At 67.9% G+C, this 20893-nt stretch carries 15 protein-coding genes and 1 tRNA gene; 8 read left to right on the forward strand and 8 right to left on the reverse strand.

Features of this window, described 5'->3' with window-relative positions:
• Positions 1–44: 44 nt before the first annotated feature.
• The 4 genes from ACT53R_RS08445 to ACT53R_RS08460 all read right to left on the reverse strand — a co-directional run bounded on the left by ACT53R_RS08445 (position 45) and on the right by ACT53R_RS08460 (position 7850).
• Entirely contained in the window at positions 45–1517 is a 1473-nt protein-coding gene (locus ACT53R_RS08445; protein WP_476171419.1) for a PA5033 family protein, read from the reverse strand.
• Positions 1518–1593: 76 nt separating this feature from the next.
• Positions 1594–2619, reverse strand: a complete 1026-nt coding sequence (locus ACT53R_RS08450; protein ID WP_476171420.1) for a PA5033 family protein — start codon at positions 2617–2619, stop codon at positions 1594–1596.
• Between the two features lie 370 nt (positions 2620–2989).
• Positions 2990–4987, reverse strand: coding sequence for a glycoside hydrolase family 3 protein (locus ACT53R_RS08455; RefSeq protein WP_476171421.1), 1998 nt, complete (start codon positions 4985–4987; stop codon positions 2990–2992).
• An 85-nt stretch (positions 4988–5072) separates the two neighbouring features.
• Complete coding sequence (locus ACT53R_RS08460; protein WP_476171422.1) at positions 5073–7850, reverse strand: TonB-dependent receptor; 2778 nt, start codon at positions 7848–7850, stop codon at positions 5073–5075.
• A gap of 198 nt (positions 7851–8048) precedes the next feature.
• On the opposite strand from ACT53R_RS08460, the gene ACT53R_RS08465 reads away from it, so the two are divergent.
• The 6 genes from ACT53R_RS08465 (at position 8049) to ACT53R_RS08490 (ending at position 15326) form a co-directional block, all read left to right on the forward strand.
• Positions 8049–9536 (forward strand): glycoside hydrolase family 30 protein, encoded by a 1488-nt coding sequence (locus tag ACT53R_RS08465; protein ID WP_476171423.1) that lies wholly within the window; start codon positions 8049–8051, stop codon positions 9534–9536.
• A gap of 114 nt (positions 9537–9650) precedes the next feature.
• Positions 9651–11114, forward strand: coding sequence for a glucose-6-phosphate dehydrogenase (zwf, locus tag ACT53R_RS08470; protein WP_476171424.1), 1464 nt, complete (start codon positions 9651–9653; stop codon positions 11112–11114).
• Positions 11115–11124: 10 nt separating this feature from the next.
• Entirely contained in the window at positions 11125–11832 is a 708-nt protein-coding gene (gene pgl / locus ACT53R_RS08475; RefSeq protein WP_476171425.1) for a 6-phosphogluconolactonase, read from the forward strand.
• Positions 11832–13667, forward strand: coding sequence for a phosphogluconate dehydratase (edd, locus tag ACT53R_RS08480; protein WP_476171426.1), 1836 nt, complete (start codon positions 11832–11834; stop codon positions 13665–13667). Before pgl ends, edd begins: the two co-directional genes overlap by 1 nt.
• Before the next feature lie 19 nt (positions 13668–13686).
• Positions 13687–14691 (forward strand): glucokinase, encoded by a 1005-nt coding sequence (glk, locus tag ACT53R_RS08485; RefSeq protein WP_476171427.1) that lies wholly within the window; start codon positions 13687–13689, stop codon positions 14689–14691.
• A complete protein-coding gene (locus ACT53R_RS08490; protein ID WP_476171428.1) occupies positions 14688–15326 on the forward strand; it encodes a bifunctional 4-hydroxy-2-oxoglutarate aldolase/2-dehydro-3-deoxy-phosphogluconate aldolase in 639 nt (212 codons plus the stop codon). The genes glk and ACT53R_RS08490 overlap by 4 nt, the downstream gene beginning before the upstream one ends.
• 18 nt (positions 15327–15344) lie before the next feature.
• On the opposite strand, the gene ACT53R_RS08495 is transcribed toward ACT53R_RS08490, so the two are convergent.
• Both ACT53R_RS08495 and ACT53R_RS08500 read right to left on the reverse strand, forming a co-directional pair.
• Positions 15345–15713, reverse strand: coding sequence for a M15 family metallopeptidase (locus tag ACT53R_RS08495; protein ID WP_476171429.1), 369 nt, complete (start codon positions 15711–15713; stop codon positions 15345–15347).
• Between the two features lie 252 nt (positions 15714–15965).
• Complete coding sequence (locus ACT53R_RS08500) at positions 15966–16343, reverse strand: excalibur calcium-binding domain-containing protein (RefSeq protein ID WP_476171601.1); 378 nt, start codon at positions 16341–16343, stop codon at positions 15966–15968.
• Between ACT53R_RS08500 and ACT53R_RS08505 the strand changes: the two genes are divergently transcribed.
• A complete protein-coding gene (locus ACT53R_RS08505; RefSeq protein WP_476171604.1) occupies positions 16285–16485 on the forward strand; it encodes a hypothetical protein in 201 nt (66 codons plus the stop codon). The two genes, ACT53R_RS08500 and ACT53R_RS08505, sit on opposite strands and share 59 nt — an antisense overlap.
• A 146-nt stretch (positions 16486–16631) precedes the next feature.
• On the opposite strand, the gene ACT53R_RS08510 is transcribed toward ACT53R_RS08505, so the two are convergent.
• Complete coding sequence (locus ACT53R_RS08510; RefSeq protein ID WP_476171430.1) at positions 16632–19349, reverse strand: TonB-dependent receptor; 2718 nt, start codon at positions 19347–19349, stop codon at positions 16632–16634.
• A gap of 267 nt (positions 19350–19616) precedes the next feature.
• Positions 19617–20516 carry a 4-hydroxybenzoate octaprenyltransferase gene (gene ubiA / locus ACT53R_RS08515; RefSeq protein ID WP_476171431.1) on the reverse strand — a complete coding sequence of 300 codons (900 nt, stop codon included), beginning with the start codon at positions 20514–20516 and terminating at the stop codon, positions 19617–19619.
• Between the two features lie 64 nt (positions 20517–20580).
• On the opposite strand from ubiA, the gene ACT53R_RS08520 reads away from it, so the two are divergent.
• A tRNA-Arg gene (locus tag ACT53R_RS08520) sits at positions 20581–20657 on the forward strand.
• The last annotated feature ends 236 nt before the right edge of the window (positions 20658–20893 follow it).

Consider the following 20893-nt stretch of genomic DNA (forward strand, 5'->3'; position numbering starts at 1 on the left):
TGCATCGACACGGCGCCCGGTGGACACGACATCCGGTGCGGGCGTCAGTGGTACGACACGGTCCCGGTCCGATCGACGAGCCAGACCCGCTGCGTGCCGCTGGTGAAGACCGCTTCGAGGCCTGCGACGCCGTCGACGTTCGCGTAGAGCGGCTCGGCGCCGTTGGTCCGATAGCTGTAGGTCCGGACCGTGTGCAGCCTGTCGTCGACGACCTGCGAATAGCCGTTCATGTAGGAGAACATGGCCTCGCTGCCTGCCACGCCGTTGAACTCGTCGACCTTGAGGTAACGATTGGAGCCACCGTAGCCCACGGCCTGTACCGAATAGCTGCGCGTGGCGTTCGCGCGATCATCGACCACCCGGACCGCGCCACTGTCGTAGACAATGAAGGCTTCGTTGCCGACCGTGCCGTTGGTGTCGGCGAGCAGGACGACGCGGCCACCATTGGTCGTGCCGATGGCCGGCACGCCGTACGCCCGCGTGGCGTTCGCACGGTCGTCGATCACCCGGATGCTGCCGTTGTCGAAGATGAAGATCGCTTCGTTGCCGGCGATGCCGTTCATGTCGGACAGGAACATCGCCCGCGATCCGTAGGTACCACCGACGGCCGGCACACTGTAGGCCCGCGTGGCATTCACGCGATCCTCGACGACCCGCACGCTGCCGTTGTCGAAGATGAAGATCGCTTCGTTGCCGGCGATGCCGTTCGTGTCGGTCAGGAACAACACCCGAGATCCGTAGGATCCACCGACGGCCGGCACGTTGTAGGCCCGTGTGGTCGCAGCGCGATCGTCGAGCACCCGCACGCTGCCGTTGTCGAACAGGAACAGCGCTTCGTTGCCCGGATTCCCGTTCATGTCGGACAGGAACAGCACGCGGGTTCCGTAAGTGCCGCCGACGGCGGGAATGCTGTAGGACCGCGTGGTCGCGGCACGGTCGTCGACGACCCGAACGCTGCCGTTGTCGTAGAGGAACAGGGCTTCATTGCCGGCATTGCCGTTCATGTCGGACAGGAACAGCACACGGGTTCCGTAAGCGCCGCCGACGGCGGGGACGCTGTAGGACCGCGTGGCCGCGACATGGTCGTCGATGACGCGAATGCTGCCACTGTCGTAGATCACGAACAGCTCGTTGCCCGCCAGCCCGTTGAGATCGGAGAAGAAGGTCGCTCGCGTCCCTGTCGGAACGCTGTAGGCCCGCGTGGCCTTCGCGCGATCATCGACCACCCTGATCGCGCCGTTGTCGGCTATGGCCACGAGCTCCTGGCCGACGATCCCGTTGGTTTCGACCGCATTGATCGACGACCAGACCAGACCGGTGGCATACGTACTGGTGCCACCGATGCCGCCATGGCTGATCGTGATCGTGCCGGACCCCGGCGTGACCGTCACCGTGTCGGCGATGCCGTCGCCGTTGCAGTCGGCAGTGATCGTTGCCGCCTGCACCGCGGCCGGCATCCCGACGATCCCTGCCAGCGCGAGCAAGCCGCGCAACATCATCGAATGCGTGATCTTCATTGATTTCTCCATCGTGGAGTCCATGGAACGATGGCGGCCGCACACGGCCGCCATCGTGTTGCCGCAACGCTTTCCGTCAGTGGTAGGACCAGCTGTTCGTACGATCCACCACCCACACTTTCCTCACGCCGTAGTTGAAGATCGCTTCAAGACCGGCGACGCCGTCCACGTTCGCGTAGGTCGGCGCGCCGCCATCGGTCGGATAGTTGTAGCTGCGTCGGCCGTAGATCCGATCGTCGATCACCCACGTCTGTCCGCCCGGATACGAGAACATCATTTCGTTGCCGGCGATGCCGTTGAATTCGTCGACCGCGACATAGCGTCCGGTCCCCACGGCAGGCACGGTGTAGGAGCGGCGGGTATAGGCGCGATCGTCGATGACCCAGACCGCACCGTCACCGTAGGCGAATCCGATTTCGTTGCCTGCGATCCCGTTGAGGTCGGTCAGGTAGACATTGCGCCCGCCGCCCACCGGCGGCACCGTGTACGAGCGACGGGTGTAGGCGCGATCGTCGATGACCCAGACCGCACCATCGCCGTAGACGAACGCGATCTCGTTGCCCGCGATCGCGTTGAGCTCGGAGAAGTAGACGATCCGCCCGCTGCTCGTGACCGGAGGCACCGTGTACGAGCGTCGGATGTAGGCGCGATCGTCGATGACCCAGACCGCACCATCACCGTAGACGAACGCGATCTCGTTGCCCGCGATCGCATTGAGCTCGGCGAAGTAGACGACCCGTCCGCTGGTGGTGAGCGGAGGCACCGTGTACGAGCGCCGGGTATTGGCACGGTCGTCGATGACCCAGACCGCGCCGTCGGCAGAGGTGGAAATCAACTCCTGCCCCACCACGCCATTGGTCTCGGCGACATTGAAGTTCAACCAGTTCGACGGGACGGTATAGCTCGTGGTTCCACCACCGCCACGCGCAATCGTGACCGCGCCGGAACCCGGAGTGACCGTCGCGGTATCGTTGATGCCGTCGCCATTGAAATCGGCGGTGAGTGTTGCGGCCTGAGCCGTCGTCGACACGCCACCCCATCCCGCCAGCACACACAGAGCGGCCAACACGCCGCCAAAACGCTTCATTGCCACGATGTCCATTCCAACCTCCTGTCGAAAACACGATGCGCGTCGAACGCGCGATTCGGCGACTGCGCTCCGGCATGGACACAGCGTCGACGGTCCGTATTTCGCCGACGTTGCGGCTCCTGCCTGCACAGGCGCCTCCCTCCCCCCGTTTCCTCGCAAAGCCCGGACGTCGCGGGTGCGCTGTCACGTCGAAGCCGAGGCACACGCGCCCGTACGCCGGCGCAGAACCGACGGTCGACTGTGCTTTCACGCTCGCTCGGGATGACGAACCCCACACCGTTCGCGAGAACGATGATCGACATCCGGACTTCGAAACACGATGGCTACCGCAACGGACGCGATCGTCGCGACGATCGCGGCCGGCACTACACCTGCAGCGGAATCACTGACTGCAACTCTGTACCGCGGACACCGGCAGACGCGCCGGCACTTGCTTCGGCTGCGCATACCGCAGCCCGTAACCGACCGGGAACAGCGTCGCCGACTTCGGCGCCGCCGGCAGTCGCGACAGGCATGGATCGCCCGGCCATGCGAACGAAAGTCGCCCGCTGAAATCGTGGCGCGGCTTGCCGTCGGCACCGGCGAGCAGCACGTCGGCGATGCCATCGCCTTCGGTGCCCGGCAACCAGGCCGCGACGAAGGCATCGGAGAGGTTCAGCAGATCGTTCGCGTAGACCGGACGACCGGACAGGAACACCGTCACCACCGGCTTGCCGCGCGAGACCAGCGATTCGAGCAGCGCGAGGTCGTCGGCATACCGCTGCGAATGCGTGAGCGGTGCGGGCAGGCGCACGTCGCCCTTGGTCTCGGCATACGGGTTCTCGCCGATCACCGCGATGGCGACGTCGTAGTCGCCGGGCTTCGCGCCCGCCTGCGTGCCGTCGATGATGGTGGCGTTGCTGCCGGCGACCTCGCGCAGTCCGGCGAGGATGCTGACGGCATCGGGATAGTCCGCGTTGCTCGTTTCGTCGCCCTGCCAGGTCAGCGACCAGCCACCGGCCTGCATCGGCAGGTTGTCGGCGCCGCGGCCGACCACCAGCACGCGCGCGCCGGGACGGATCGGCAGTGCGCCGCCGTTGTTCTTGAGCAGCACCAGCGATTCGCGCACCGCGCGGCGGGCGAGGTCACGATGCTGGAGCGCGGCGATGTCGCCGGCCTGCGGCGACGCCGACGGCGGCCGGCCGTCGAACAGGCCCATGCGCAGCTTCACGCGCAGGATGCGGCGCACCGCATCGTCGATGCGCGACATCGGGATCTCGCCGGATTCGACCTGCTGGACGGTGTTCGCGATGAACGCCTTCCAGTCGTCCGGCACCATCACCATGTCCACGCCGGCGTTGATCGACTTCGGGCAGCTGGCGTTGGTACAGCCGGTGACCTGGCCGATCGCGTTCCAGTCGGAGACGAGGAAGCCGTCGAAGCCGATCTTGTCCTTCAGCACGTCGGTCAGCAGCAGCCTGTTGCCGTGCATCTTGCCGTGGTCGGTGCCGGTGCCGGCGTCCTGCCAGCTGTTGTACGACACCATGATGTTCTGCGCGCCGGCACCGATGCCGCCGAAGTAACCCTGCGCATGCGTGCGCACGAGTTCGCGCTGCGTGGCGACGGTCTGGCCCTGGTCGACGCCGCCGGTGGTGCCGCCGTCGCCGAGGAAATGCTTCACCGACACCAGCGTGCTGTGGTCGTCGAACGTGCCCTGCATGCCCTTGACGTAGGCAGCGGCGTAGCGGCGCACCAGCGCGGGATCGCTGGAATAACTCTCGTAAGTGCGGCCCCAGCGCACGTCCTGCACCACGGGCACCGCGGGCGCGAACACCCAGTCCAGGCCGGTGGCGCGCACGCTGCTCGCGGTGGCGGCGGCGATGTCGCGGATGAGGTCGGGATCGTGCGCGGCGCCCAGCCCGATGTTGTGCGGGAACAGCGTCGCGCGATAGACGTTGTTGTGGCCGTGGACCGCATCGACGCCCCAGATGACCGGGATCTTCTCCGCCATCGTGGTCGCCATCGACGCGTCGTAGTAGGCATCGGCCAGCGCCACCCAGTCGGCGGGCGTCGCGTGCTTGTTCTTGCCGGGCCAGGAACCGCCGCCGTTGAGCACCGAACCGATCGCGTAGTCGCGGACTTCGTCGGGCGTGATCGACTTGATCTCGGCCTGGGTCATCTGCCCGACCTTCTGCGCCAGGGTCATGCCGGCGAGGATGCGGTCGATGCGCGCTTCCATCGCGGCGTCGCGCGCGATCGGACTGGCGACGTGCGGCCAGTCGCGCGCGGGCGCGGCGGGCTTCGGGCCCGCGGCCTGCGCCGAGCCGAGCACGAGGGCGAAGGCGATCGCGGCGACCAGCGTCGAGCGCGGACGGACGGTATGCGGGGCCTGCGGTTGCAAGGGTCCGGTCTCCGAAACGGGGGGAGGGAGTGGCGGGATGAAAAGACCCGCCGCCGCGTCCGAATCGCGGCGGCGGGAACAGGGATCACATCTTGAAGTTCACGCCCAGCAGGTACTGGCGGCCGTACTCGTTGTATTCCAGCGGCGTGGTGATGAAGTCGCCGCCGCCACCGAAGTCGGAACGCTGCACCGTGCGGTACGGCGAGTTGGTGACGTTGTTGACCTGGAACAGCACCGACCAGCCGGCCAGCTTGCTGGCGCCGCCGAACTCGTAGCCGAGCTGGAGGTCGGTCTGGCGATCGGCGAGCACCTGGGTGTAGCTGCGCTGTGCGAACAGCGAGGTGATCTCGCCCTGGAACGCCGAGCGATAACGCTCGCTCACGCGCGCCGAGAATCCGTGCTTCTCGTAGTACGCGGTGAGGTTGCCGACCACGCGCGACAGGCCGGGCAAGCCCTGGCGCAGGCGGGAGTCGTCCAGCGGGTTGGGATCGATCGAGGTCTCGGTGTACGAGCTGTTGAACAGCAGACCGAACCCGTCGAGCATCGGCGTGATCGTCCCGCCTTCCAGCGAAGCGCTGAGTTCGACGCCGCGCATGTAGCCGCCCTTGCCGTTGGCGGGCGTGCTGAAGGTGCCGATGTTGCTGATCGGGGTGGTGGTGGTCGGGTTGTAGAAGCCGGTGAAGTCGTACGGCACCGTCTGGGTGTAGATGTACGAATCCAGGTCCTTGTAGAACAGCGCCATCGCGACGTAGCCGGCCCGGCCGAAGTACTTCTCGACCGACAGGTCGACCGACTTCGCGCGCCACGGTTCGAGCAGCGGGTTGCCGCCGTTGCCGCTCCACAGGCGCGTGGTGGTGCTCACGCTGGCGGAGGCGGAAGCGCGCATGTCGTCGACACGCGGACGGGCGAGCGTCTTGGCCGCACCGAAGCGGACCATCCAGCCGTGGCCGAAATCGCCGACCAGGTTCAGGCTGGGCAGGACGTCGCCGTAGTCCGCGCCGCGCTTGAGCGTGCCGCTGACCGTGCTGCCGTTGACGTTGAAGCCGGTGGAGGACTGGCGGGTGTGCACGAACTGCACGCCGAGGTTGCCGCGCAGGTGCAGCCAGTCGCCGAACTGGGTGTCGAGGTCCAGCTTGCCGTAGGTGGTCGCCACGTTCTCGGTGACGCTGAAGTCCTTGCGCAGGTCGTCGCCGCTGAGGGTGAGCACCAGGTCGTAGTAGCGCGACAGAGTGTCGCCGACGTCGTAGGTCAGCACGCCCGGGAAGCCGGCGAAGCCGAGGTTCACCGGGCTGCGCAGCAGGTCGGGGTCGACCACCGCGCTGGTGGCGCCGTTCTTGAGCTGGGCGAAGTAGACCGCGGAGGTCTTCTCCTTGGTGCGGTCGGTGCCGGCGAAGCCGACCTGGAAGCCCGAGAACATGCCGTCGGTGAAGCTGCGCTGCAGCTCGAAGCGGAAGCCGGTGAGCTTGTCGTCCTGCTTGGTGTGCTCCAGGCGGCCTTCGTGGCCCCAGCCCGACGGATCGCTCAGCACCACGGTCTGCGGGTCGGCGTAGTTCAGGTGCGGGCCGAAGTGCGGGAAGCTGTCGGAGCCCAGCGGCAGGTCGAAGTCGATGCTGCCCAGCGTGGCGGTGCCGGCATAGGTTTCCAGCGTGTCCTGGCTGCGCTTGGCACGCGAGTAGTAGCCGTCGACCGACAGCGACCAGTCGTCGTTGATGCGGATCTCGTTCTTCAGGCCGACCGAATACAGATTGTCGTCGCGCGAATTGCGGTCGTTGCGGATCACCGGGCGGACGTTGTTGACGGTGCCGCCGACCACCACCGGATAGCCGCCGACGTTGGCCGTGCGGACGTTGGTGAGGTTGATGTTGGTGCCGGTCCATGGATCCTGCGACCACATGATCCCGCGCATCGATTCCTTCTGCTCGAAGCGCGAGTAGTACATGTCCAGCGTGCTGTGGATGAAGTCGTTGGGCTTGTACTCGAGCACGCCCATCACGCCATCGCGGGTCTGGTCGCGCGAGCGCGCCCACACTTCGGCGCCTTCCATCATCGCCGCATCGTCCGGCTTGCCGGGCACGTTCGAGCCCCAGGCGGAGGTGTTCGCCCACCACCAGGCCTTGTAGTGCTGTTCCTGGAACGGCGAGTTCAGCTCGGCCACGCCCAGCGCGACGCCGATGGTGTTGTCGGCGAACTGGTCGACGTAGGACGCGCTGATGCGGTAACCGTTGTCGCTCGCGCCCGGGTTCTGCTTGCCGAGCGAGTTGTATTCGCCGCGGGCGTTGACCGCGAACTTGCGCTGGCCGACCGCGAGCGGACGGATGGTGTGCAGGTCCACGCTGCCGGAGAGGCCCTGGCCGATCACGCTCGCGTCGGGCGTCTTGTAGACGACCGCGGAATCGAGCAGTTCCGACGGGTACTGGTCGAATTCGACGCCGCGGTTGTCACCGGTGCTGACCTGTTCGCGGCCATTGAGCAAGGTGGCGGCGAAATCGGGCGACATGCCGCGGATCGCGATCACCTGGGCGCGGCCGTCGACGCGCTGCACGGCGAGGCCGGGCAGGCGGGCCAGCGAGTCGGCGATGCTGACGTCGGGGAGTTTGCCCAGGTCCTCGGCGGAGACCGCTTCCACGATCGACGTGGACTGCTGCTTGGTCTCGCGCGAGGTCTCGATGCTGCGACGGATGCCGGTCACCACGATGGTGTCCAGCTCGTCGTCCTTCTGGCTGCCGTTGCCGGCGGTCGCGTCCTGGGCCTGCGCCGCCGTGGCGAGCAGGGCCATGGAGCAGGCGGCCGCCAGCGCGCACTTGCGGATGTTGCGTGTCGCCGCCGGGTCTCGTTGTGCCCGGGTACGGTTCGTCGTCGTCATTGCTCCCCCTCCAGGATGCGGTTGTTGACAGCGCTGTCAAATACAGATATTTCCACAGGGTGTCAACAAAGCGGCGAACGGATGGGGCAATCCGCCTCGTTCCTCGTCCATTCCGGGGCCACCGTGCCGTTCGACCCCGGATTTATGTTGCAGCGCAATACCACGACGCGCGGCCGATCCGCGCCTGGAGACGAGTCGATGAAGGGGTGTCGTTCCGCCGTTCCGATCACGCTGCGGCGGTATGCGTGGCACGCCTGCACGCTGATCGCCGGCCTGCTGTCGGCCGGCCCCGGGCCGGTGTCCGCAGCGGAAGCCCGCACTGCGGCAACGCCCGCGGCCACGGTCGTCGCGCCGCAGGTCTGGGCCACGACCGCCGACCATCACCTCGCGCTCGCGCGCCTGCCCGCGGACGCACCGGTGGACGCGCTGGCACCGGTGGTCCGGATCGACGTCGACCCGGCCGCGCGCCGGCAACGCATCGACGGGTTCGGCGCGGCGATCACCGACAGCAGTGCCTGGCTGCTGCAGCGGCGCATGACGCCCGAAGCCCGCGATGCCCTGCTCCATGAACTGTTCGGGCCGGCACCCGGCATCGGCCTGGGCTTCGTGCGGCTGACGATCGGCGCCTCGGACTTCTCGCTGTATCCGTACAGTCTCGACGACATGCCCGCGGGCCAGCGCGACCCGGCGCTGTCGCGCTTCCGCCTGCCGCGGCAGCAGCGCGACGCGCTGGCGGTCGCGCGCGACGCGCGCGCGATCAATCCCGCGCTACGGATCATGGCCTCGCCGTGGAGCGCACCGGGCTGGATGAAGACCACCGACCGTCTGGTCCAGGGCACCCTGCGCGAGGATGCCGTCGACGCGTTCGCGCGCTATCTGGCGACCTACGTCGATGCGGCCGCGGCCCGCGGGGTGCCGCTGTTCGCGCTGACCGTGCAGAACGAGCCCGCGTTCGAGCCGGCCGACTATCCCGGCATGCGCCTGTCGGCGGCGCAGCGCGCGGCGCTGATCGCCCGGCTCGGACCGATGCTGCGCGCGGCCGGCCACGACACCCGCCTGCTCGACTGGGACCACAACTGGGACAAGCCCGAGGAACCGCTGGCGGTGCTGGCCGATCCCGCGGCCGCGCCCTACGTCGCCGGCGTGGCCTGGCACTGCTACGGTGGCGAGGTGCCGGCGCAGTCGAAGGTCCATGACGCCTTCCCGAACCGCCCGGCCTATCTCACCGAATGCTCGGGCGGCGACTGGGAACCGGTGCGCAGCGGCGGCATGACGCTGCTGGCGCGCGACCTGATCGTCGGCGGCACCCGCCACTGGGCCAGCGGCGTGGTGCTGTGGAACCTCGCACTCGACGACGCCTCGGGGCCCCACAGCGGGGGCTGCGGCAACTGCCGCGGCGTGGTCACCCTCGACCGCCGCAGCGGCACGATCACCCGCAACGACGAGTACTACGTGCTCGCGCACGCCAGCCGCTTCGTCCGTGCGGGGGCGTATCGCGTGGACTCCAGTGTCGGAGAACACGACGTCGACAACGTCGCGTTCGTCGATCCGGCCAGCGGCGAACGCGTGCTGATCGTGGTGAACAGCGCCGGGCTGCCGCGCACCATCGCGGTGACCTCGGCAGGAAAACGCTTCGAATACACCCTCGCACCGAAGAGCCTGCACACGTTCCTGTGGCCGGACTGATGCGTTACCGGGCCGTTACACGACAGCGGTACGGCCGCGACCGTGCAAACGTTTACAATCCAGGCTCACCGACACCACCGCGTACGCTCTGAAGTTTTCCCGACGACCACGACCGTGACCACTTCTCCCGCCTCGCTGCTGACCATCTTCGGTGCCACCGGCGACCTCGCCCAGCGCATGCTGCTGCCCTCGCTGTTCGGCCTGGAATGCAGCGGCCTGCTGCCCGCGAACATGCGCCTGCTCGGCAGCGCGCGCAGCGTGCTCGACGAGGACGCGTTCCGCGCCGTCGTCGCGAAATCGATCGAGACCTTCGTGCCCGAGTCACAGCGCGACGCAGGCATGCTGGAGAAGTTGCTGGCGCGCACGCACTACCAGCCGGCCTCGCTTGACGACGACGCGTCGATGGCCGCGCTGGCCGAGCGCGTGCAGGCGCTGCGCGACGGCGACGTGCTCTATCACATCAGCACTTCGCCGAAGTTCTACGTGCAGGCCTGCGAGGCGCTGGGCCGGCACGGCCTGTCCGGCCCGGGCACCCGGGTGATGCTGGAAAAGCCGATCGGCCATGACCTCATCGAAGCGGTCGCGATCAACGACGGCGTCACCCGCGTCTTCGACGAATCGCAGGTCTACCGCGTCGACCACTACCTCGGCAAGGAAGGCGTGCAGAACCTGCTGGCGCTGCGCTTCGGCAACGCGCTGTTCGAGCCGCTGTGGAACGCGCGCCACATCGAGCACGTGCAGATCACCGTCGCCGAGACCGTGGGCGTGGAAGGCCGCGGAGATTACTACGACGGTTCCGGCGCGATGCGCGACATGCTCCAGAACCACATGCTGCAGCTGCTGTGCCTGGTGGCGATGGAACCGCCATCGCAGTTCGAGCCCACCGCGGTGCGCAACGAGAAGATCAAGGTGCTGCATGCGCTGCGCCGGATCGGTCGCGCCGAAGTCGGCAGCGAGACCGTGGCCGGGCAGTACGGCGCCGGCGCGATCGCCGGCAAGGCGGTGCCGGGCTACGTCGATGAACTCGGCCGCGCCAGCAGCACCGAGACCTTCGTCGCCCTGCGCGCGCACATCGACAACTGGCGCTGGTCGGGCGTGCCGTTCTACCTGCGCACCGGCAAGCGGATGGCGCGCCGCTGCACCGAGATCCAACTGCAATTCCGCGCGGTGCCGCACTCGATCTTCGCGCGCGCCGGTGCCGCGACGCAGCCGAATGCGCTGCTGATCAAGCTGCAACCGGAAGAACGCATCGAACTGCAATTGATGCACAAGACGCCGGGCCTGGACCGCAGCGGCCTGCGCCTGTCGCAGGTGTCGCTGGACCTGGACCTGGACGAGGAATTCGCCAACGTGCGCCGCCGCCTGGCCTACGAGCGCCTGTACCTCGACGCGATCGAGGGCAACGGCACGCTGTTCGTGCGCCGCGACGAGACCGAAGCCGCCTGGCAGTGGGTGGACGCGATCCTCGACGGCTGGAAGTACGCCGGCACCACGCCGAAACCGTATGCCGCCGGCACCTGGGGCCCGAATGCCGCGCTCGCGATGACCGAGCGCCACGGCCACAGCTGGCGGGAGTGAGCGACGCGCCATGGCCTGGGTCGAACACCACCATCCCGACGTCGACGCGCTGGCCGCGGCGGTCGCCGCGCAGCTGCGCGATGCCTGCACGGAAGCATTGCAGGCCCGCGGCCACGCGACGCTGGCGCTGGCCGGCGGCCGCACGCCGTTCCCGATCTACCGCGCGCTGGCCGCGGCGCCGCTGGACTGGTCGCGGGTGATCGCGCTGCCCGGCGACGACCGCTGCGTGGCGCATGATCATCCGGCGAGCAATGTCACTGCACTGCGCCAAGCGTTCGCCGACGCGAACGGTCTCGTCGTCGAAGCGCTGACCACCGCCGACGGCAACCCCGCGGCCTCACTCGCGCACGCCCGCGCCGCGCTCGCGCCGCTGCACGCCATCGCTTTCGACGCCGTCGTGCTCGGCATGGGCGAGGACGCGCACACCGCGTCGCTGTTCCCCGGCGCCGCGGCGTTGCCGGAGGCGATGGCCCTCGATGCGACCGAGGACGCCTTCGCGCTCGTGCCCGATCCGCTGCCGCCGGAAGCGCCGTTCCCGCGCATTACGCTCGGCCTCGCGCGCCTGCTGCGCGCGCGGTCGCTGCACCTGCTGGTCACCGGCGCGCGCAAGCGCGAGGTGCTGCGCGCGGCCCAGGCCGCGTGCGATCCGGCGCTGCGCCCGATCTCCGCCGTGCTGCACGCGCCGGAGACCACGGTGCACATCCACTGGAGTCCATGATGTCCCTGCATCCCGTCGTCGAACGCGTCACCGCGCGCATCGCCGAGAAGAGCCTGCCGACGCGCACGGCCTACCTCGCCCGCATCGACGCCGCACGTCCGCACGGACCTGCGCGCCGCGATCTGGGCTGCGGCAACCTCGCCCACGCCTTCGCGGCCTCCGGCACCGACAAGCCCATGCTGAAAGGCGGCGCCGGCGGCAACCTCGGCATCGTCACCGCGTACAACGACATGCTGTCGGCGCACCAGCCGATGGAGCAGTACCCGACGCTGATCCGCATGGCCGCGCGCAACGCCGGCGGCAGCGCGCAGGTCGCCGGCGGCGTGCCGGCGATGTGCGACGGCGTGACCCAGGGCCGCACCGGCATGGAGCTGTCGCTGTTCTCGCGCGACACCGTGGCGATGTCGGCCGCGACCGCGCTCTCGCACGAGATGTTCGACGCCGCGCTGATGCTCGGCGTGTGCGACAAGATCGTGCCCGGCCTGCTGATCGGCGCGCTGAGCTTCGGCCACCTGCCCGCGATCTTCGTGCCCGCCGGGCCGATGCCTTCTGGTTTGCCGAACAAGGAAAAGGCGGCCGTCCGCCAGCGCTACGCCGAAGGCAAGGCCACGCGCGAGGAACTGCTGGAAGCCGAGTCCGCGTCGTACCACGGCGCCGGTACCTGCACGTTCTACGGCACCGCGAACTCCAACCAGATGCTGATGGAAGTGATGGGCCTGCACATGCCGGGCAGCGCCTTCGTCAATCCGCACACGCCGCTGCGCGACGCACTGACCGTGGCCGCGACCGAGCAGGCGCTGCGCATCACCGCGCTCGGCGACGACTATCGCCCGATCGGCCGCACGGTCGACGAGAAGGCGATCGTCAACGCGATGGTCGGCCTGGCCGCGACCGGCGGCTCGACCAACCACGCGCTGCATCTGGTCGCCATCGCCCGCACCGCCGGGATCATCATCGACTGGGACGACCTCGACGAACTGTCGCAGGCCACGCCGCTGCTGGCCCGCGTGTATCCCAACGGCAGCGCCGACGTGAACCATTTCCACGTCGCGGGCGGCCTCGGCTTCGTGATCCGCGAATTGCTCGATGCCGGGCTGATGCACGCCGACATCCGCTGCGTGCACGGCGGCGACCTGCGCGCGCAGGCGCAGGTGCCGGCGCTGGAAGGCACGCGCCTGGTCTGGCAGCCCGCGCCCGCCGTGTCGCGCGACACGAGCATCGTCCGCCCGGTCGCCGAACCGTTCGACCGCGAAGGCGGCCTGCGCTGCGTGAAGGGCAACCTCGGCCGCGCGGTGGTGAAGATCTCCGCGGTCGCGCCCGAGCATCGCGCCATCGCCGCGCCGGCGAAGGTCTTCGAATCGCAGGACGCGCTGCTGGCCGCGTTCAAGGCCGGCGAACTCGTCGGGGATTTCGTCGCGGTGATCCGCGGCCAGGGCCCGCGCGCCAACGGCATGCCCGAACTGCACAAGCTCACGCCGACGCTGTCGCTGCTGCAGGACCGCGGCCAGCGCGTCGCGCTGCTGACCGACGGCCGCATGTCCGGCGCCTCGGGCAAGGTGCTGGCGGCGATCCACGTCACGCCCGAAGCCGCCTGCGCCGGCGCCATCGCGAAACTGCGCGACGGCGATCCGATCCGCGTCGACGCCGAAGCCGGCGTGCTGCACGTCGACGTGCCCGAGGCCGAATGGGCCGCACGCACCGCGACGCTGCCGGACCTGTCCGGCAACGCGCACGGCGTCGGCCGCGACCTGTTCGGCCTGATGCGCGCGAACGTCGGCCCGGCCGAAGAAGGCGCCTGCAGCCTGTTCGTCACGCCCCCGTCCATCACCGGCTGAGCCGGGAGACCGCGACCGCATGAATGTTTCCGCCGCTTCCTCGCTCGCACTGATCGCCGACATCGGCGGCACCAACGCGCGCTTCGCCCTCACCGACCTGTCGGCGGCCACCGCGCAGGTGCTGGAACCGCGCAGTCTGGAGGCCGCGCGTTTCGCCAGCCTGCAGCATGCGGCCGAGCACTATCTCGACGGCATCGGCGCGAAGCCGCGGCAGGCGGCGATCGCGGTCGCCAGCCCGGTGAACGGCGAGGAGATCCGGCTGACCAACCGCGCCTGGTCCTTCACCCGCGGTGAACTGCAACAGACGCTGCACCTCGATCACCTGCACGTACTGAACGATTTCGGCGCGGTCGCGTGGTCGGTGCCGGCGCTGCACGCGGACGAGCAGATCGCGCTGCACGGCGATGGCGACGCCCCGCTGCAGGGCCCGATCACCGTGATCGGCCCCGGCACGGGCCTGGGCGTGGCGATGCTGGTCGGCGGCGACGATCGCTGGCAGGTAGTCGAGACCGAAGGCGGCCACGTCAGCTTCGCGCCGCTGGGCGAGGAAGAACTCAACATCGCGCGCTGGTTCACCGCGCGTTTCGGCCGCGTGTCGAACGAACGCCTGCTCTGCGGCAGCGGCCTGTCGCACATCGATGCGGTCCTGCGCGGCGCGGTCGACCATGGCACCGGCCAGCACCAGGCGCTGCGCGAGCCGGCGGACATCGTCGCCGCCGCGCTGGAAGGCCACGACCTGGCCGCGCGCCGCACGCTGGCGCGCTTCTGCGCCGTGCTGGGCAGCGTCGCCGGCGACGCCGCGCTGATCCACGGCGCGCGCACCGTGATGCTCGCCGGCGGCATCGTCCCGCGCTTCGTGCCGTTCCTGCGCAGCAGCGCCTTCCGTGAGCGCTTCCTGTCGAAGGGCCGCTTCGCTGCCTATCTCGAATCCGTGAACATCCGCGTCATCACCCACACCGGCCCGGGCCTGCTCGGCGCCGCCATGGCGCTGCGCGCCGACGCCCACCGCGAGACTGCCCGATGAATCCCGAAACGATGGACCGCATCGACACGATCCTGCGCCAGGCCCCGGTGGTGCCGGTGCTGGCCGTCGCCGACGCCGACGACGCCATCCCGCTGGCCGAAACGTTGGTCGCCGCCGGCCTGCCGGTGCTGGAGATCACGCTGCGCACCGCGGCCGCGCTCGAAGTGATCCGCCGCATGCGCACCGTGCCCGGCGCGATCGTCGGCGCCGGCACCGTGCTCACCCCCGCCGACCTCGCCGCCGTGCAGGACGCCGGCGCCGCCTTCGCCATCTCGCCCGGCGGCACCGACACGCTCTACGCCGCCGCGAAGACCGCCACCATCCCGCTGCTGCCCGGCATCGCCACCGCCAGCGAACTCATGCGCGGCCTCGAACACGGCTGGACCCGCTTCAAGTTCTTCCCCGCCGAATCCAGCGGCGGCATCGCCGCGTTGAAAGGTTTCGCAGGTCCTTTCGCCCACGTGAAGTTCTGCCCGACCGGCGGGATCGATGCCGCCAAGGCGCCGGGCTATCTCGCGTTGCCGAATGTCATCACGGTGGGCGGGTCGTGGATGGTGCCGGCGGATGCGCTGAAGGCGAAGGATTGGGGGAGGATCGAGGGGTTGGCGCGGGAAGCGGCTCGGGCAGAGGCCTGAGCCGAATCACCGGAAGCATCACAGCCGGGCGGCCTGCCAATGCATGCCATCCGGCTTCCCCCAGCGGCCACCCCAAGTCCATTCTTCCGCGGCGAAGGCATCCAGCACCTGAGGGATCGTCGCGAAATTAGGTGTCCTGTCGCCGAAACCGTTGCGTGCCGAATCGAAATCGACAGCGCAGCCCCAGCTGTGCATCGACAGTCGGGTACTGCCGCGCATCAGCCGGTAATTGAAGCCACCGGCATAAAGATGCATGCCCCATTCATTGATTCGTTCCTGTTTCCGGCCCGCGGCTTCCCAGATCGCGTCGAAGACGCGCGTCAGGCTTTCCGAGCACAAGCGGTGGATCCTGACGGCTTTCACTGGCTGGAAGTCCCAGGCGGTCACCAGTTTCCATGGCGGGGAAAGCCGCACGATATTGTCCGAAACCTAGGCCGCACTCTCCTGTCCGTCGCGACCTCGCGGGTTTCCGTAAAAGGCATCGACATCATTCTGGTGCGGCCACTTCGCCATCGTCATGCTCCTCGTGGACGGATTTCCTGTCTCTCTCACGGACAGGCTCGCCCCCACATGCTTCCCCCGATGCCCCTCGCCTGCGGGTGTTGATAGGTCGCGCTTCGGCATCACTTTGGTCAGGCATCACCTTCTTCGCGGTTCGCACCCCACGCCATCTCCATCGCGATCCAGATGCGGGCCGTAGCCAGGATCGCCGCGACGCACGGGCGCGGCACCGGCGGCGCGGGCTTCGGCGCAGTTGGCGAAGGGACGGGATGATCTCGAACGTGGCGCGACACCCGCTTCGTCATCAGACGAAAGATCGAATCGCAGCGGCGATGTAGTTGAAGGTGCAGGTCCGCTGCCACGATGACAGTGATAACCGCCGTGCTTGCGGTCGTGATGGCATCCGTTCTTGTCGAGACCGCCGCCATGCGCACAGGCCGTGGTCGCGCAGAGTCCCGTGAGCGTCAGCAACGCGATGAACATCGCGGCGGCGGCACTGTCCCTGGCCATCGGCATTCCCCCTGTGGAATCGGCCGGCTTCGTTCCTGCAATGCGATTCGAGTCTGTTGTGCGTTTCCCGGGAGCGTCAATGGCTTCGGCACATTCGCCAGCGACAAGGCGCAAGGTGAATATCGCTCTCGGTGCAGGAAGTCATTGAAACGATCGATCCATGCGATCGTCATCGAGGAATCGATTCAGAGACTGGATTTGAACTGCAGTCCCATTCCATCTCGCCCAAAGAAAAGGCCCTTGCCCGGCGGGGAACCGGACAAGGGCCAAGCTCGCCTGTCGAGAGTGTGACGCTTAGAAGCGGTAGTTCACGCCGAACAGGTAGGTGCGACCGTACTCGAAGTATTCGCGCGGCCGGGTGCTGTCGCCGCCGAAGGACGAGCGGAAGGGCTCGTTCTCGAGGTTGTTGACCTGGAGCAGGATGCCGAGATTCTCGAGTGCACCGGACTGGAAGGTGTAGCCCAGCTGCAGGTCGGTGACGGTCTCGCCTTCGAACGTGCGCTTGGTGCGGTCGCCGCCGAAGCCCTGGACTTCACCCAGGAACGCCGAGCGGTGGCGCTGGCTGACGCGCGCCGAGAAGCCGAAACGCTCGTAGTACGCGGTGATGTTCGACACGTACTTCGACAGGCCCGGCAGCGGCTCGGAGCTGCCCGGGCCGTTCGGCTTGACCGAGCTCTTGGTGTCGGAATAGTTGGCCTGGATGCCGAAGCCGTTGAGCGGCTCCCACAGCAGGTCAAGCGGCAGCGACACCGCGAGTTCGAAGCCCTTCACCGTACCGCCCTCGCCGTTGGCCGGACGGGTGTACACGCCCACCGGGTTCGGCGGCGGGTTCGCCGGATAGTCGGCCGGCGTGAGCGAGGTGTCGTTGATGTTGAACAGCGTGGCCTGGTTGTAGATGTAGGTCTTCAGGTCCTTGAAGAAGTAGGCCGCGCTGACGTAGCCCTTGTTGCCGCCGAAGTACTTCTCATACGAGATGTCGTAGGCGTTGGCCAGCCAGGGCTTCAGCTTCGGATCGCCACCATCGCGGGTCCACCACGGCGTGGGCAGGCCGGTGACCGGATCGACCGTGTTCGGCGCACCCGTGATCGGGTTCGTCGCACGGTTGCGGTCCACGTTGATGTTGCCACTCGCGCGCATTTCATCCATGCGCGGACGCGCCATCTGGCGCCCCGCACTGAAGCGGATGAACTGGTCGGCGGGCAGGCCGAACGACAGGTTCAGGTTGGGCAGCCAGTCGACATAGCTGGTGCCATCATCGACCTTGTTGCCGGCGCCGTTGCCCGGGAAGGTTTCCTGGCCGGAGGAACGCTGGTCGACGCTGACGGCCTGGATGCCGAGGTTGCCCTTGACCGGCACCGAGCCGAGCTCGGTGTCGATATTGGCCTGGAAGTACAGCGTCGAGACCTGCTCGTTGACTTCCCAATTCTTGTTGCTGATGTCGGAGTTGATGTTCGTGCGGCGCGTGTAGAGCTGCTGATAGGCGCGTTGCGCATCGTAGCCGTAGATCGAGCCCACGCCGAAGGCATTGAAGGCCGAGCTGCTGTGCAGATTCGTCGGGATGGCCGCCGAGAAGCCGTCTGGGCAGGCCGGCGACACGCCGCCGAGGCAGGCGGTGAGGTCGAGGAAGGCTTCCTTCGACGCGCGGCTCTTGGTGCGGTCGGTCAGGTTGGCGCCGAACTTGAAGCTGCTGAACCAGCCTTCGTCGAAGCTGCGCTCGAAGTCGAGGCGGAACGAGGACAGCGAATCCTTGACCTTGAAGTCCTTGATGTAGCCGTCCTGTCCCCAGCCGCCGGCGTCGCCGAGGCGGAGGACGTTGGGATCGCCATAGTCGTAGCCGAAATCGTGGACGTAGTAGCCGTCGCTGTTGCGCGTGATCGTCAGCGTGTCGCGCGGCAGCGTCGGGTCGACGCCGGCGTAGGTCTCGAGGACGCGCTGCTTGCGCTCGGCCTTCGAACCGCTGACGTCAACGCTGGCCCGCCAATGGTCGTTCAGCTGCAATTCGTTGCGCCAGCCGATCGAGAACAGGTTGTCGTACGACGCGTTGAAATCGTTGCGGATCACCGGATTGACGCCGGTGAACGAAGCCTGGCTGTTGGTGCTGCCGGGGACCGTGGTCGCACCGAAGGCGGCGCCGAATTCCATGCCGCGCTTGTCTTCCTCGCGATCGAACTTCGAGTAGAACACGTCGAGCACGGTGTGGTAGGTGTCGTTCGGCTTGAATTCCAGCGTGCCCATGAAACCGTCGCGCTGGTTATCAACCGACAGGTCGTACAGCTTGCCGCCGCCGAAGATGCCGCTGCCGTCGTAACCCCAGGCGTCGCCGAATTGCTTGGCCTGCGCCGGGTTGTTGAGGTGGGCGTAGCCCAGCGCCAGACCGACGGTATTGTCCTTGAACTGGTCGATGTACGAGAAGCTGTAGCGCTCGCCGTATTCCTTCTCGTCGCCGACCTTGTTCATGTCGCCGCGGACGTTGACCGCGAAGGCGCGCTTGCCGAAGGCCAGCGGACGGATGGTGCGCAGGTCGACGGTGCCGGACAGGCCCTGGCCGATCAGCTGCGCGTCCGGAGTCTTGTAGACCAGCACCTGGCTGGTCAGCTCGGACGGATACTGGTCGAACTCGACGCCGCGATTGTTGCCGAGGCTGACCTGCTCGCGACCGTTGAGCGTGGTCGTCGAGAAGTCACCGGCGAAGCCGCGGATGTTGATTTCCTGCGGACGGCCGCCGAAACGCTGGGCGGTCAGACCGGGCAGGCGCGCGAGCGAGTCGGCGATCGAGGTGTCGGGCAACTTGCCGATGTCTTCGGCCGAGATCGCTTCGACGATCGAGGTCGACTCCTTCTTGGAGTCGGTCGACGCTTCGATACTGCGACGGATGCCGGTCACCTGGATGGTGTCGAGGTCGCCGGCGTCGGATGGAGTCTGGTCGGCCGTCTGTGCTTGTGCCGCACTGGCCATCATGAGCGCGGCCGAAGCCAGCGCCACGCTCAACAGGTTTCGCTTCAAAGGCTGCATGGATCCCCTCCACAGCAACTGGAATTCGTTGGCGGGGCCATGCGTCTCCACCGTCGTCGGGCGACGGCACCGCGGTTCCCGGCATGTCCAGGGTCCAGCCTGTCCCCGGCACGCAGCGGCGATGGTAGTGCCTGCCCGCCCGGCGAACAGGGATTTGCATACGTATTCATGCAAAAACGCCGTCAAATCAGCGCCATGGAAACGGTATCGCCGGAAATGCCGCAGGTTTTCGCGAATGGCTCGCGGATGGCCCGGGCGCGGGTGCCTTCAGCCCCGGAGGGCGCAGTCCGCAGCCAGGCCGGCGAACACCGCCATGCCCACCCAGTGGTTCGCGAGGAAGGCCCTGAAGCAGGCCTCCCGGGCCCGGGTGCGGGCGATGGCGAACTGCCAGCCCGTGCAGCCGGCAGCCACCGCCACTCCCACCCACCACGCCGGCCCGAGTCCGGCCTTGCTGCCGACCAGCCAGAGCCCGGCGAAGAACAGTGCGTACAGCACGCCGAGCGCGACCAGATCGAGGTCGCCGAACAGGATCGCGGTGGACTTGGCCCCGGCGCGGAGATCGTCCTCGCGGTCGACCATCGCGTACCAGGTGTCGTACGCCGTGGTCCACAGGATGTTGCTGACGTACAGCAGCCAGGCGATGGCCGGCACCTCGCCGCGGATCGCCGCGAACGCCATCGGGATGCCCCAGCCGAAGGCCAGGCCGAGGTACACCTGCGGCAGATAAGTATGTCGCTTGAGGTACGGGTAGGTGGCTGCGAGCAGCACGCCGACCACGCTCATCGCGATGGTCAGCCGATTCATGGTCAGCACCAGTCCGAACGCCACCAGCATCAGCACCGCGAACACCGCCAGCGCTTCGCGGCCACGCACCGCACCGGACGCCAGCGGCCGGTCCTTCGTGCGTTCAACCAGCGGATCGAGCCAGCGGTCGGCGTAGTCGTTGATGACGCAGCCGGCCGAACGGGTCAACCACACGCCCAGCGAGAACACCACCAGCGTCCACCACGGCGGCACCCCGTCGGCGGCCAGCCACAGGCCCCACCACGTGGGCCACAGCAACAGCAGCCAGCCGATCGGGCGATCGCCCCGGACCAGCTTCCAGTACTGGCCCAGGCGCTCACGCCAGACGGAAACCTCGGCGGCAGGATCGGCAGTTCGGCTCATCTCGGAACGGTCGCGGACGGGGAGGCTCGCGCCGGCCGCCCGAATCGGGGACAATGGCCGCCACGCGCCTGTAGCTCAGCCGGATAGAGTAGCGGCTTCCGAAGCCGTTGGTCGGGGGTTCGAATCCCTCCAGGCGCGCCATTCTCTCTCTGACCGATCCGTGCCGCGGCTGGGACCTGTCCCGCCAGGATGGTCGCCCCCGGCAAGTGGACGTCTCCGCGACGACTCGCCACCCGGCCCTCCGGCGTCCAACGCAGGCAGCGGCGCTGTACCAAGGCGGGTCGCGTTCACTCGGCAGGCGTGATTCGAAAAGATCCCGCCGACTCCCGTACGGGAAGTCGCGGCCGGGATTGACGTTTCCGACACCGCGGTCCCGA

The organism is Lysobacter sp. DMC104 (assembly GCF_056313665.1).